Below are 13,825 nucleotides of genomic sequence, written 5' to 3'. Positions count from 1 at the left end.
TTTCAATGTGCGGTGGGCTTGTCGCCCGCCGCATCGGTTTGTGGACTTGTCAAGGCGTCCACCACGCGCTCCATCTTCATGAAGCGCGAGCCTTTCACCAGAATCGTCGCGGTTGCCGTCAAACCCGTCTGCTGCAATTGCGCGATGAGCGCGGGCACATCGGCGGCGTGCCGCGCGGACGGACCGTACGCGGCGCACGCGTCTGGCGTCGCAGCGCCGATTGCGTAGAGCGCGTCGATCCCGCACTCCTTCGCGTATGCGCCGACCTCGCGATGAAACGCCGGGCCTTCGTCGCCGACTTCGGCCATATCGCCCATCACCAGCACGCGCGGTGACGGCCGCGTCGCCAGCACATCGATCGCGGCGCGCATCGAGTCGGGGTTCGCGTTGTACGTGTCGTCGATCACCGTGGCGCCCGCCAGCACGCCCAGGGTCGCGCGCCTCAAGTGCAGGCGGCCCTTCACCGCGCCGAACGCTTCGAGGCCGCGTTTGATCGCGTCGAGCGGCACACCGGCGGCGAGCGCCGCCGCTGTCGCGGCCAGCGCGTTGCGTGCGTTGTGCGCGCCGAGCACTTGCAGCGTCACGTCGAGATGGCCTTCTGACGTATCGATGCTGAGCCGGTTACCGTCGAAGCGGCCAGTGACCGCTGCTTCGGTGATGCATTCGTCCGAATTCAACGCGAAGTCGATCACCCGGTTGCCGGTCGCAGCGACACGCCAGATGCCGGCGTAGGCGTCGTCGGCCGGGAACACGGCGATGCCGTCGGGTGTCAGCGCGTGAATCACGCTCGCATGTTCGAGCGCGACGGCCTCGACCGTCGCCATGAATTCCTGATGCTCGCGCTGCGCGTTGTTCACCACCGCGACGGTCGGCTCCGCGATATTCGCGAGCAGCCGCGTTTCGCCAGGGTGATTCATGCCGAGCTCGACCACCGCGAGCCGATGCGTGTCATTCAGGCGGAACAGCGTGAGCGGCACGCCGATGTCGTTGTTGAAGTTGCCCGCGGTCGCGAGGCGCGATGTTTCGCCGACCGCCGCCGCGAAGATCGACGCGATCATTTCCTTGACCGTCGTCTTGCCGTTGCTGCCCGTGACCGCGACGAGCGGCATCGTGAAACGCCGGCGCCAGCCGCGCGCAAGCACGCCCAGTGCGACCCGCGTATCGGTCACGCGCAATGCGGGCACGCGCCAGTCGCCCGGACTGCGCGTGACAAGTGCTGCGCTCACGTGGCGACTGGCGACTTCCGGCAGGAAGTCGTGCGCATCGAAACGCTCACCTTTAAGCGCCACGAACAGGTCGCCGGGACCGGCCGTGCGGCTATCGGTCGAGACGCGTTCGAACGTCACCGAATCGTCGCCGAGCACGGTGGCGCCCGGAATGAGCGCTGCGGCTTCGCGCAACGAGAACATCGCGTCACCTTGCCGGGTCATTCGCCACCTCCGCGAGCTTGCGTTGCACGCGCGGCAAGCGCGAGCCGCGCATGGTCCTGATCCGAGAACGCGCGCTTTTTGCCCATGATTTCCTGTGTCGCTTCGTGGCCTTTGCCTGCGAGCACGATGACGTCTTCGCACGCCGCGCTGCGGATCGCTTGCAGGATCGCACTCGCGCGGTCTTCGATGCAGCGCGCGTTCGACGGCCGCGTCATGCCCGCGACGATCTGGTCGATGATGTTTTGCGGGTCTTCGCTGCGCGGGTTGTCGCTGGTCACGACGACGCTATCCGCGCAACGCTCGGCGATCGCGCCCATCAGCGGGCGCTTGGTCGCGTCGCGGTCGCCGCCGCAACCGAACATGCAGATCAACTCACCGCCACGCGTTTGCGCAATCGGGCGCAGCGCCTCAAGGGTCTTTTCCAGCGCGTCAGGCGTGTGCGCATAGTCGATCACGACAAGCGGCTCGTCATTTTGCGGGCGGCCACCCAGACGCTGCATACGCCCGTTCACCGGCTCGAGCTTCGCCAGTTCTGTGAGCGCGGCGTCGAACGGCACATCCGCGGCAAGCAGTGCACCCAGCACGCCGAGCAGATTGCTGACGTTGAACGCGCCGAGCGTGCCGACTTCGACGTCCGTGTTGCCCCAATCGGACACCAGGTGAAATGCGGTGCCGGTCGCGGTCGCACGCACGTCGCTCGCGATCAGCGCCTGATCGGCCAGCAATGCGCTGACGTCCGGTGCACTGGCGCCGCCTTCGATCGAATACGCGATCGTACGGGCGTGACCCTTCGCGCTCGCGAGCAGGCGGCGGCCCGCTTCGTCGTCGGCATTGATCACCGCGACGCGCAGCGCCGGCCATGCGAAGAGGCGCGCTTTCGCCGCTTCGTAGGCGACAAACGTGCGGTGATAGTCGAGGTGGTCTTGCGTCAGGTTCGTGAATACCGCGATGTCAAATGCGGTGCCATTCGCGCGCCCCTGATGCAGCGCATGCGACGACACTTCCATCGCGATCGCCAGGGCGCCCGCGCTACGCAATTGCGCAAGGCTGCGCTGCAGTTGCGGCGCATCCGGCGTCGTAAATCCGGTGTGGACAAGGTGTCCCGGCATGCCGCTGCCGAGCGTACCGATCACCGCGCACGGCGTGCCGAGCGCGGACAGCGCCGCCGCGATCCATTGCGTGCACGACGTCTTGCCGTTCGTGCCGGTCACGCCGACGACACGCATCGCGTCGCTCGGGTCGCCGTACCATGCACTGGCAATCGTACCGGCAAGCTCGTTGAGCGCCGGCACCGCGTGCGCGAGCGCCAAATCCGGTTGCGTCGCCAGTTGTTCCGGTTGATACAGCACCGCGGCGGCTCCGCGTTCGATCGCGTTGCCGATGAACGGGCGGTTGTCCGCGCCTTCGACCGCGTATGCGAGAAAAGCATCGCCCGCTGCCAGCGAACGGGTATCCGCATGCAGTTGCGTGCCCGGTTTCACGCGCGCGCGTAGCCACGCGAGCGCGTCGTCAATCTCCGCGCGCGCGGGATGGGACGTGCGTAGCGCGCTCATCGCACGACTCCCGGGTGATTCCGCGCGTCGCTCGAGATTGTCATCTTCTTCGCGGGGACGCGAGTCGCAATCTTTGCGGCAAACTTCTTCGCATTGCTTGCGTGGTCTGACGCGACGACGCTTTTCGCTGCGCTCTTCGCGCCGCCGTTCGTACCATTCGTCACGCCGGCGCCGCTCGCAGCCGACGCGACCGCAGTGCTCGCGTTCGTGTCGTCCGACACGACCATCTGCTTGATCGGCATATCGGGCGGCACGTTCAGCGAGCGCAGCGTGTCGCCGGCGATCGCCGAGAACACCGGCCCCGACACCTGGCCGCCGAAGTGGCTGCCCGCGGTCGGCTCGTCGACCGACACCGCGACGACGATCCGCGGATTCGGCATCGGCGCCATGCCGACGAACGACGCGCGGTATTTCGATTTGTCATATCCGCGGCCCGCGTGCTTGTACGCGGTGCCGCTCTTGCCGCCGACGCGATAGCCGGGCACCGCCGCGTCCGGCGACGTGCCGCCCGGCGAAACGACGGTTTCCAGCATCGCGCGCACTTCGCGCGCGGTAGTCGGCGCAAACACCTGCGTGCCGGTGACGGATGGATCGCCCGGCGTACGGAAAATCGAAATCGGCAGAATCTGACCGTCGTGCGCGATCGCGGTGTACGCGCGCGCGAGCTGGAACAGCGACGCCGACAGGCCGTAGCCGTATGACATCGTCGCCTGCTCGATGCGGCGCCAGCTCTTCCACGGCCGCAGGCGGCCCGCCGCCGCGCCCGGAAAACCGACCTTCGGCGCCTGGCCGAGACCGATGCTGGTATACATATTCCACATCTCTTCGGGCTTGAGCTGCATCGCGATCTTTGTCGCGCCGATGTTGCTCGACTTCTGGATCACGCCGCCGACCGTCAGCACACCGAACGCACTGTCGTCGGTAATCGTCGCGCCGTCGAGGACAAAGCGTCCCGGCCCCGTATCCACCAGTGTAGTCGGCGACACGCGGTGCAGATCGAGCGCGAGCGACACAGTGAATGGCTTCATGATCGAGCCCGGCTCGAACACGTCGGTCAGGATGCGGTTGCGCAGCTGCTCGCCGGTCAGGCGCGAGCGGTCGTTCGGGTTGTAAGTCGGATAGTTGACGAGCGCGAGCACTTCGCCGGTGCGCACGTCGACCACCATCGCGGCGCCCGCTTTCGCCTTGGACTTCTGCACGGCCGCCTTAAGGTTTGTGTAAGCGATGTACTGGATCTTGCTGTCGATCGACAGTTCGACATCCTTGCCGTTATGGGGCACGACCTGCTCGTCGACGTCTTCGACGATGTGCCCCAAGCGGTCCTTGATCACGCGGCGGCTACCCGACATGCCAGCCAGCAGCTTCTGGTCGCCGAGCTCGACGCCTTCCTGGCCTTCGTCCTCGACGTTCGTAAAGCCGATCAGGTGCGCGGTGATTTCGCCTTCCGGATAGAAACGCTTGTATTCGTTGCGCTGATAGATGCCCGGAATGTCGAGTGCCGCGACTTGCGCAGCGACGTCGACCGGCACCTGGCGCTTCACGTACACAAAGGTTTTATCTTCGGACAGCTTCGCGCGAAGCTCCTTGTCCGACATATCGAGCAGCGTGCCGAGTTGCTGCAACTTGTCCGCGCCGAGATCGTCCGGCACCGATTCCGGAATCGCCCAAATGGCGCGCACCGGCAGACTCGTCGCGAGCACGAGGCCATTGCGGTCGAGAATCTTGCCGCGCGTGGCCGGCAGCTCGATTGTGCGCTGATAGCGGCTTTCGCCCTGCTTCTGATAGAAGGCGTTGCCCGGCCCCTGAATCCAGAACGCGCGCCCCGCCAACGCGACGAACGCCATAAAGAGCAGGAATACGACGAGCTTCGAGCGCCACATCGGCAGGCGCACGGACAGAATCGGGTTCGCGGAGAACGCGACACTTTTGCGATTCGACGATTTCTTCATCATCGCGTGCCCCCGCGAGCGCTTGCCGCCTGGGATGACCTCGCCGGCTGCGCGTTCAAAGGCGCCGACGCCGGCGCGGAGGTGGGAATCGACGCGTCCTCGGCCGTCGCGGCGCCCGGATCGAGCACCACGTATTGCGTACGGCCCGTCGTGGCTTGCTGCATTTTCAGCGAGTCAGTCGCGATCTGCTCGATTCGCGAGGTTTTCGACAGTGCGCTCTGCTGATATTGAAGCTGCGAATAGTCCTGCTGCAGCTGACGCTCCTGCGATTGCGCGCGCTGCAACTGGATGAAAATCTGGCGCTGCTGGTTCGTCGCGTTCACGACCGAAAGGGCACAGCCCATCACGACGATCAGCAGGAAGATATTGAGGCGGTTCATGGTGCGATCCGCTCCGCTACGCGCATCACGGCGGAACGGGCACGCGGATTGGCGGCGACTTCGGCGTCGCTCGCGAATACACGGCCTAGCAGTTTGAATGGGGGGCTCGGCAGATCGACTGCGCGAATCGGCAGGCGGCGGTCCACCGCAGGCGCGGTCGAATGCGCCTGCATGAATCGCTTGACGATTCTATCTTCGAGCGAATGAAAGCTGATCACGACCAGCCGCCCCCCTTGCTCCAGCAACGACAACGCTGCTTCTAGTACGACTTGCAGCTCCGCAAGCTCTTGATTGACGTGAATCCGTATAGCCTGAAAGGTGCGGGTTGCCGGGTCCTTACCCTTCTCACGTGTTTTGACGGCGTTAGCCACGATTTGGGCAAGCTCGCCCGTGCTTGCGAGAGGCCCAAGACGGTCGGACTCTGCCCGGCGAGCAACAAGCGCCTTTGCAATCTGAACAGCAAACCGTTCTTCCCCATAATCTCTGATCACCTCCGTCAGTTCCTGCAACGTGGCCCGCGCGAGCCAATCTGCGGCAGATTCGCCGCGCGTCGGGTCCATTCGCATGTCGAGGGGGCCATCCGCACGGAAACTGAAACCGCGCTCCGGATCGTCGACTTGCGGCGACGACACGCCCAGGTCAAGCAATACGCCCGACACACGCCCTACCCCGCGGGACGCAAGCGCGTCACGCAGTGATGCAAAACTCTGATGCACGATTTCAAAACGCGGATCGGCAATCTGCTGGGCCGTTTCGATCGCAAGTGGATCTTTATCGAATGCGATCAGACGGCCTGCGTCACCGAGCTTGCTCAATACCGCCCGACTGTGGCCTCCGCGCCCGAACGTGCCGTCCACATAGACGCCGTCCGTGCGCGTCACCAGCGCGTCGACCGCTTCCTCCAGCAGCACCGTGCGATGCTGCAACTCCTTTCCCATCGCAGGCGCCATGTTGATCACCCGCGGTCAGAACGTGAAGTTTTTCAGCGCCTCGGGCATGCCCTGCGCCATCGCCTGCTGTTCCTTCGCGTTGTAGGTCTGCGCGTCCCACAACTCGAAGTGACTGCCCATCCCTAACAACATCACGTCTTTTTCGAGCGAGCCGGCAAGCCGCAACTCAGGCGACACCAGAACCCGCCCGGCCGTATCCAGTTCGACGTCGGCCGCATTGCCGAGAAAAATGCGCTGCCACCACTTCGCTTCCATCGGCAGCGCGGCGATTTTTTTGCGAAAGACCTCCCACTCGGGGCGCGGAAACAGCAACAGGCAGCCGTCCGGGTGCTTGGTGATCGTCACCCGGCCTTCTGCCTGTCCTTGCAGCGCTTCCCGATAGCGAGCCGGGATCGACATTCTCCCTTTCGCATCGAGTGTCAGCGCCGACGGCCCTTGGAACACTTCACTCCCCTTTTTGACGGCGCCGTAAGACGTCGCCCGATCTTGAAAACTTACCCGAAATTGGCAGGTGGATCACACAAAAATACACTTTCTCACACTGTCTCCCACTTTAGAGGAACCCCCCAAGCGGGTCAAGGGCGGCGGGCCGTTTTTTAACGAATTTTGTTTGATAGAACAAGGACTTAGCGACGGTCCTTCATATCAGACGTAAACGGGAAAACCGTTATAAATGAATCAGATAGTGAAACTTGTGAAGGTAGTACTTGAGAAGTCCGGGGAAAACCGCCTGAATTCTGGGTGTTCGGCGGGATGGAATCCGGCGTGCAAATCGATCAAAACGCGGAGATTCGTGGCAGAGGTCGAGCGAGGTAACGGGACGGCGCGCTGAACGCCGCCCAACGCAATGCGATTGCAAACTTCAGATACGGTACGCGGTGGTGGTCATGATTTTCGACGCCGCCCGCATCAGCGCACGAGCCGGGAAAGGCAGTTCGACACCGCCCGCGTCCATCGCGGCCTTGCCGTGCGCCGCTTCGTCGGCGCGCATCTGTTCGACGATCGCCCGCGATTCGTAATCGCCCGCAGGCATCGTTTCCATGTGGCCGTTCAGATGGTGTTCGACCTGGCGTTCAGTCTCGGCCATGAAGCCCAGGCTTACACGATCGCCGAACCGGCCCGCGGCAAAACCGATCGCCAGCGCGCCGGCGTACCACAGCGGGTTGAGCAGGCTCGGCCGTGAATCCAGTGCCTCGAGGCGCTTCGCGGTCCACGCGAGGTGATCTTCTTCTTCGCGCGCGGCATGTTCGAACGCCTGCTTTAGCGCGGGCGAACGGGTCGCAAGCTTTTGCGCCTGATACAGCGCCTGCGCGCAGACTTCGCCGACGTGATTCACCCGCATCAGCCCGGCCGCGTGCGCACGCTCCTGCGCAGTCATCTCGACGCGCTCGGCCAACTGCGCCGACTCGGCCGGCAGCGGCATCGGACGCGTCATTCGTGACACCCCCGTCATCGATCGTAAACCCCGATCGAACTCGGTAATCCAGTCGTCCAGCAGCATCCGGCTCCTCCAGTCAGGCGGTCACCCGAATGCGCCGGACGGTCCGCACGACAAGCGTCCGCATTTCAAAAGCCGATGCATTCGAGTCCCTGAAACAAGGGGTTTCAGGCGATTAAGCATCGATTTTAGACCATGTTGCGTAAACGAAACAACGCGAAACCACGCCGAAACAGCGCCCTATAGCCGACCCGTTTTGTTTTTTGGGGTGTTAAGCCTTTTGTTATATCACCGTCGACTTCCCGTATGAAGTCAAATATGAAGTCAAAAAGCAGGGGCTGCTGCAACACAAAGATACTTGTCCCGCTTATAAAAAGTTCGCATTCCCTGGGGATCTTTCAATATGAAAAAGTCGCCAGTCGCTCACCTTGAACGATGCACTGCCGACGATGGACCGCACTTTTACGCGCGACCGTCGCGCAGTTCCCGACGCAAGATCTTGCCGACGTTGCTCTTCGGCAATTCCTTGCGGAACTCGACGATGCGCGGCCGCTTGTACGGCGTCAGCTGGTCCTTGCAGAACGCGATGATGTCGGCATCCGTCAGAGTCTCGTCCTTCTTCACGACAAAAAGCTTCACCGCCTCGCCGGACTGCGGATCGGGCACGCCGACCGCCGCCACTTCGAACACGCCTGGATGTTTCGCGACCACATCCTCGACTTCGTTCGGATAGACGTTGAAACCGGACACCAGAATCATGTCCTTCTTGCGATCGACGATTTTCACGAAGCCGCGCTCGTCCATTTGACCGATATCGCCGGAGCGTAGAAAGCCGTCCGCGGTCATCACCTTCGCGGTTTCGTCGGGCCGGTTCCAGTAGCCTGCCATCACCTGCGGGCCGCGAATGCAGACCTCGCCGGGCTGGCCAAGCGGCACTTCGTTGCCATCGTCGTCACGAATCGATACTTCCGTCGACGACAACGGCAGGCCGATCGTGCCGTTGTATTCCGTGGCGGTGACCGGATTGCAGGTCGCCGACGGCGACGTCTCGGACAAGCCGTAGCCTTCGATAATCGGCGTACCCGTTCGCTCGAACCAGCGCTCCGCAACGGCCTTTTGCACGGCCATGCCGCCCGCGTTCGCCACCGTCAGATTCGACAGATCGAGCTTGTCGAAGTCCGGGTGATTCAGCATCGCGTTGAAAAGCGTATTGACCGCCGGCAGTGTCGTGATCTTGTAGCCTTGCAGCGCTTTGATCATGCCGCCGATGTCGCGTGGATTCGGGATCAGCACGCCGAGGCCGCCCTGGCGAATCGTCAACAGACCGCATACGGTCAGCGCGAACACGTGGTAAAGCGGCAGCGCGACCAGCGTGACGGACTGCTTGATGTCAGGCCGCGCCGCGCGGGCCGGCTCGTGCCACGCGGCGGACTGCAGCACGTTCGCGATCAGATTGCGATGCGTGAGCGTCGCGCCTTTTGACACGCCCGTCGTGCCACCGGTGTATTGCAGAAACGCGATATCGTCCGGCCCTTGCTGGACCGGCTTGAACGACTCGCGTGCGCCGGCCGCGAGTGCGGCGTTGAACGTCACGTGGCCGGGCAGGCTCCACGCCGGCACCATCTTCTTGACGCGCCGCACGACGTAATTGACGACGTGCCCCTTCAGGCCCAACAGGTCACCCATCGTCGCAACGATCACATGCTTCACCGATGTGTTGCGGATCACCGCCTGCACTGTCACCGCGAAATTCTCGAGCACGATTAACGCTTGCGCGCCGCTGTCCTTCATCTGGTATTCGAGCTCGCGCGGCGTGTACAGCGGGTTCACGTTCACGACCACGTAGCCCGCGCGCAGAACGGCTGCCAGCGCAATCGGGTACTGCAGCACGTTCGGCATCATGAGCGCGACGCGCGCGCCGCGCTCGATGCCTTTCGCCTGGAACCACGCCGCAAGACGGCGCGATAGTTCGTCGAGTTCGCCGTACGTGATCTGCTTGCCCATGCAGGCAAACGCCGGTTTGTCGCGATGCAGGCTGAAACTTTCCTCCAGAAGACCCGCCACCGACGCGTATTGCGCCGGATCGATCTCCGCCGGCACGCCGGGTGGATACGATTTAAGCCAGATCTTCTGCATACGGTGCTTCTCCTTGTGTCGACCGGTGTCGGCTCAGCGCTTGCGCGCTCACTCCGGCCTCGTGTGTTTTCGAATGATCGTGCTAAAAAGGCGCATGCATCGTAGCATGCGCCGGTTAGCCCGTTATTTCGGGTTACCACCCGATTAGACGGCGGCCTCGAAACGAAGGAACACGTTTCCCCGACGTTTCATTTCGCGCAGCGCAGTGTGGGCACATGGCTGCGTCTCGGGAGGAATAGGAATAGTGGTGCGTGTGCCCGTTTGCGTCCTCGTGATGCGTCAGGCGCGTTCGACTTCGACCAGACAGTCGTAGAAAGTCGCCGAACCTCCGAGATCGGTCAGCGCCTGACTTGTCACCTGATTAGCATTGCGGCCGTCCGGCGCGAGCTTCTTCCACCAGATCGACAAGCCGACGACGAGACCCTCGCGTGCCTTGTCAGTGATGCGGGCGCGCGCCTGCATCGATCCGCGATCGTTGAAGATGCGTACGCGGTCGCCTTCGGCAATGCCACGGTGCTGCGCATCGTCTGGATGGATGTCCAGATGCGGTTCGCCTTCCGTCGAGCGCAGGCTTTCGACATTGACGAACGTGCTGTTCAGGAAATTGCGCGCCGGCGGCGAAATCATCGCGAGGGGATAGCGGGCCGCAAGCTCGGGTGCGTTTTCGGCGGACTCGTGCGGCGGCAGGTAGTCGGGCAGCGGATCGAGGCCGAGTTGCGCGAGCCGTTCGCTATAAAACTCGCACTTGCCCGACGGCGTGCGAAAACCGCCGTGCGCAAACGGGGCGTCCGGCACGTGGAGCCGGGCCCAGCCAGAACGCTTGAGCGTCAGCCAGTCGACGCCCGCGAGCGCCGCATCGTCCCAGCGGAAGGCCGCCGCCGCGACCTCTTCGTCGCTCTCGAAGAGCGCCCGCTCGGTGAGGCCCATTGCGCGGGCGATGCCGCGGAAAATCTCAGTGTTCGGGCGCGCATCGCCGACCGGCGCTATCGCTGGCAGATTCGCCATCACATGCGTGTGGCCGTAGGACTTGTGGACGTCGAGATGTTCGAGCTGAGTCGTGGCGGGAAGCAGCAGGTCGGCGTAATCGGCGGTGTCGGTCTGGAAATGCTCAAGTACGATCGTGAACAGATCTTCGCGCGCAAACCCGGCGGCGACCCGCTCGGAATCGGGCGCGACCGCAACCGGATTCGAGTTGTAGACGACCATCGCCTCGATCTTCGGGCCAAATCCGGTTGCGCCCCCGGCGTCGCCGGGATTGAGCAACGCGTTGCCGATCTCGTTCATATTGATGACGCGCGACGGCGCCGACGGCCAGCCGGGCATCAGATCCGGGCGGGCTAACGCGAAGGAATCGACCGGGGCCCATCCCGACGACGACAGTAGCGCACCACCCGCGCGGTCACGCCACGCGCCGGTCAGCGACGGCAGGCACGCAATCGCGCGCACCGCGTTGCCGCCGCCGCGCACGCGCTGCATCCCGTAGTTCATCCGGATCGCCGATTTGCGAGTGTTGCCGTAGAGGCGTGCGAGGCCGACGATGACTTCTTCGTTGACGCCGCAAATCTGCGCGACCCGTGCGGGCGCATAGGTGAGCGCACGGGCTTTGAGCGACTCGAAGCCAAGCGTGTGATCGGCGATGTAGGCGTGATCGAGCAGATTTTCGGTGATCAGCACATGCATCATCCCCAATGCGAGCGCGCCGTCCGTGCCAGGCTTGAGTGCGATGTGCTGATGACATTTCTCCGCCGTGAGCGACCGGTACGGGTCGATCGCGATCAGTCGTGCACCATTGCGCTTCGCCTCCTGCGCGTGTGTCCAGAAATGCAGGTTCGACGCGATCGGATTGGCGCCCCAGATCAGGATAAGTTCGCTTTCGGAGAAAAACTCCGTGAGCATGCCGAGACCTGCGCCGTATGTGTATTTCAGGCCTGCGGCGCCCGCCGACGCGCAAATCGCCCGATCGAGTTGCGACGCGCCGAGCTTGTGGAAGAAGCGTTGCGCGATGCTGTCCCCTTGCACGAGGCCCATGGTGCCGGCGTAGCTATAAGGGACGATCGCCTCGGGCGCGCGCGCAGCAATCTCCGACAGCCGCCGCCCGGCAAGCGCGAATGCCTGATCCCACGTGATGGGCTCGAACCGCCCTTCGCCCTTTTTGCCGACGCGTTTCATCGGCGTAGTCAGACGACGCGCGTGATGAACCCGGTCCGCGTAGCGGCTGACTTTTGTGCACAGCACGCCGTGCGTCGGCGGGTGGTCCGGGTCACCGGTCACCTTGATCGCGCGGCCATTTTCGACGGTCACGCGCATTGCGCACGTATCCGGACAATCGTGTGGACAAACTGCGCGGGCGAATTCGGTCGGGGCGTTCATTAAAGTTGTGCGGTATGGCTGAGGGTCAACGCCGCGGTGGCCGCAGGCGTACGAAAGCTCGATTTTATTATGTTCGCGCGCGCGCAGCGGATGATGCAGCGCTGATTGCCCGTTACTGCGCTGTCGGATATATCGATCAGCGTAGAATCAAATCACTATTGGGTAGCGGAGCACGTGGTTTCCCCGCTTTAAATCACTTCCTGCAGCTAAGCGCACCTTTCATCATGAAACTTATCCCTGAAATCCAGTCCGCGTACGGCGAGATTCAATCGCTTCGACGAACGATTCATGCGAATCCCGAACTGCGCTATGAAGAGACACACACCTCCGATCTGGTCGCAAAGACGTTGTCCGGCTGGGGGATCGAAGTCCATCGGGGGCTGGGTAAAACAGGGGTCGTTGGCGTGTTGAAGCGCGGCAACGGCACGCGCTCGATTGGATTGCGCGCCGATATGGACGCGCTGCCGATTCGTGAACTGAATACGTTCGACCATCGTTCGCGCAATGAAGGAAAGATGCATGCTTGCGGCCACGACGGACACACGGCGATGCTGCTGGGTGCGGCGCGTTATCTCGCGGCACATGGCGACTTCGATGGCACGATCGTTTTCATCTTTCAGCCTGCCGAAGAGGGTGGCGCCGGTGCCAAAGCGATGATCGACGATGGGTTGTTCGCCCGGTTTCCTGTGGACGCGGTGTTCGGAGTTCACAACTGGCCAGGCCTCGGGACTGGCCATTTTGGCGTGACGGAAGGGCCGATCATGGCATCGAGCAACGAATTCCGGATCGACGTGACGGGGATCGGAGCGCACGCGGCCTTGCCACATAACGGCCGTGACCCGGTCTTTACCGCGGTGCAGATCGCAAATGGCCTACAGAGCATTATCACGCGCAATAAAAAGCCGATCGATACGGCGGTTCTGTCGATCACACAGATCCACGCAGGCGACGCCGTCAACGTGGTACCGAATGAAGCTTGGCTGGCAGGGACAGTGCGCACGTTCACGACGCAGACGCTGGACTTGATCGAATCGCGTATGCACAAGATCGTCGAAGGTATAGCCGAGGCTTATGAGTGCTCGGCTAAGGTGACGTTTCGGCGTAATTATCCGCCGACAGTAAATAGCGGGGACGAGACGAAGTTTGCCGTAATGGTCATGAAGGAAATCGTCGGAGATGAAAACGTCAACGATTCAATTGAGCCGACGATGACCGCCGAGGACTTTTCTTTTATGTTGGAAGCGAAACCGGGATGCTATGCGCTGCTCGGCAATGGGGATGGTGACCATCGAGACCTCGGTCACGGGGAAGGGCCTTGCATGCTACATAACGCGAGCTACGACTTCAACGATGAGTTGCTGCCGGTCGGATCAACCTATTGGGTAAGGTTGGCGCAGCGGTTTTTGGCTCGGGAGTGATGCGGGTTGGCGGCGGTGAGTTGATAGCAATCAGATCGTGTTTGTCGTGTTTGTGTTGATTGCTAGCCGTCAGTGCTGGCTGCTGCGGGAATTGTGTAGGCGTAAACGCACGAACCCCGCCTGGGAGGGCGGGGTTGGGGCGTCTGGAAAGGGGAGCCTGACGATTACCTACTTTCACACGGGGATCCGCACTATCATCGG

General features: G+C 62.7%; 10 protein-coding genes. 1 reads left to right on the top strand and 9 read right to left on the bottom strand.

Going from position 1 to position 13,825, the window contains the following annotated elements; genetic code table 11:
* Positions 1 to 2: 2 nt before the first annotated feature.
* The 9 genes from HV796_RS22580 to HV796_RS22540 form a co-directional block, all read right to left on the bottom strand.
* A complete protein-coding gene (locus HV796_RS22580; protein ID WP_175228735.1) occupies positions 3 to 1,430 on the bottom strand; it encodes a UDP-N-acetylmuramoyl-tripeptide--D-alanyl-D-alanine ligase in 1,428 nt (475 codons plus the stop codon).
* On the bottom strand, positions 1,427 to 2,983 hold the full coding sequence (locus HV796_RS22575; RefSeq protein ID WP_175228734.1) for a UDP-N-acetylmuramoyl-L-alanyl-D-glutamate--2,6-diaminopimelate ligase: 1,557 nt from the start codon (positions 2,981 to 2,983) through the stop codon (positions 1,427 to 1,429). Before HV796_RS22575 ends, HV796_RS22580 begins: the two co-directional genes overlap by 4 nt.
* The gene (locus tag HV796_RS22570) at positions 2,980 to 4,932 is read right to left on the bottom strand and encodes a peptidoglycan D,D-transpeptidase FtsI family protein (RefSeq protein ID WP_175228818.1); all 1,953 of its coding nucleotides are present in this window, start codon (positions 4,930 to 4,932) and stop codon (positions 2,980 to 2,982) included. Before HV796_RS22570 ends, HV796_RS22575 begins: the two co-directional genes overlap by 4 nt.
* Positions 4,932 to 5,312: a cell division protein FtsL gene (gene ftsL / locus HV796_RS22565; protein WP_175228733.1), complete on the bottom strand. Its 381-nt coding sequence runs from the start codon at positions 5,310 to 5,312 to the stop codon at positions 4,932 to 4,934. The genes HV796_RS22570 and ftsL overlap by 1 nt, the downstream gene beginning before the upstream one ends.
* Positions 5,309 to 6,250: a 16S rRNA (cytosine(1402)-N(4))-methyltransferase RsmH gene (gene rsmH, locus HV796_RS22560; RefSeq protein ID WP_175228732.1), complete on the bottom strand. Its 942-nt coding sequence runs from the start codon at positions 6,248 to 6,250 to the stop codon at positions 5,309 to 5,311. The genes ftsL and rsmH overlap by 4 nt, the downstream gene beginning before the upstream one ends.
* Positions 6,251 to 6,277: 27 nt before the next feature.
* The gene (gene mraZ / locus HV796_RS22555) at positions 6,278 to 6,706 is read right to left on the bottom strand and encodes a division/cell wall cluster transcriptional repressor MraZ (RefSeq protein ID WP_175228731.1); all 429 of its coding nucleotides are present in this window, start codon (positions 6,704 to 6,706) and stop codon (positions 6,278 to 6,280) included.
* 418 nt (positions 6,707 to 7,124) lie between these two features.
* Entirely contained in the window at positions 7,125 to 7,763 is a 639-nt protein-coding gene (coq7, locus tag HV796_RS22550) for a 2-polyprenyl-3-methyl-6-methoxy-1,4-benzoquinone monooxygenase (protein ID WP_175228730.1), read from the bottom strand.
* Between the two features lie 399 nt (positions 7,764 to 8,162).
* Positions 8,163 to 9,836, bottom strand: coding sequence for a long-chain fatty acid--CoA ligase (locus HV796_RS22545; RefSeq protein ID WP_175228729.1), 1,674 nt, complete (start codon positions 9,834 to 9,836; stop codon positions 8,163 to 8,165).
* Positions 9,837 to 10,115: 279 nt separating this feature from the next.
* The gene (locus tag HV796_RS22540) at positions 10,116 to 12,206 is read right to left on the bottom strand and encodes a molybdopterin-containing oxidoreductase family protein (protein ID WP_175228728.1); all 2,091 of its coding nucleotides are present in this window, start codon (positions 12,204 to 12,206) and stop codon (positions 10,116 to 10,118) included.
* A gap of 224 nt (positions 12,207 to 12,430) precedes the next feature.
* Here HV796_RS22540 and HV796_RS22535 point away from each other — a divergent pair, with 224 nt between their 5' ends.
* Positions 12,431 to 13,624, top strand: a complete 1,194-nt coding sequence (locus HV796_RS22535; RefSeq protein WP_175228727.1) for a M20 aminoacylase family protein — start codon at positions 12,431 to 12,433, stop codon at positions 13,622 to 13,624.
* Positions 13,625 to 13,825 lie beyond the last annotated feature (201 nt).

It is taken from the genome of Paraburkholderia humisilvae, assembly GCF_902859855.1.
Classification (GTDB): Bacteria; Pseudomonadota; Gammaproteobacteria; order Burkholderiales; family Burkholderiaceae; genus Paraburkholderia; species Paraburkholderia humisilvae.
Note: the sequence above shows the minus strand (reverse complement) of the source record. Positions and strands in the feature narration are given on the sequence as shown.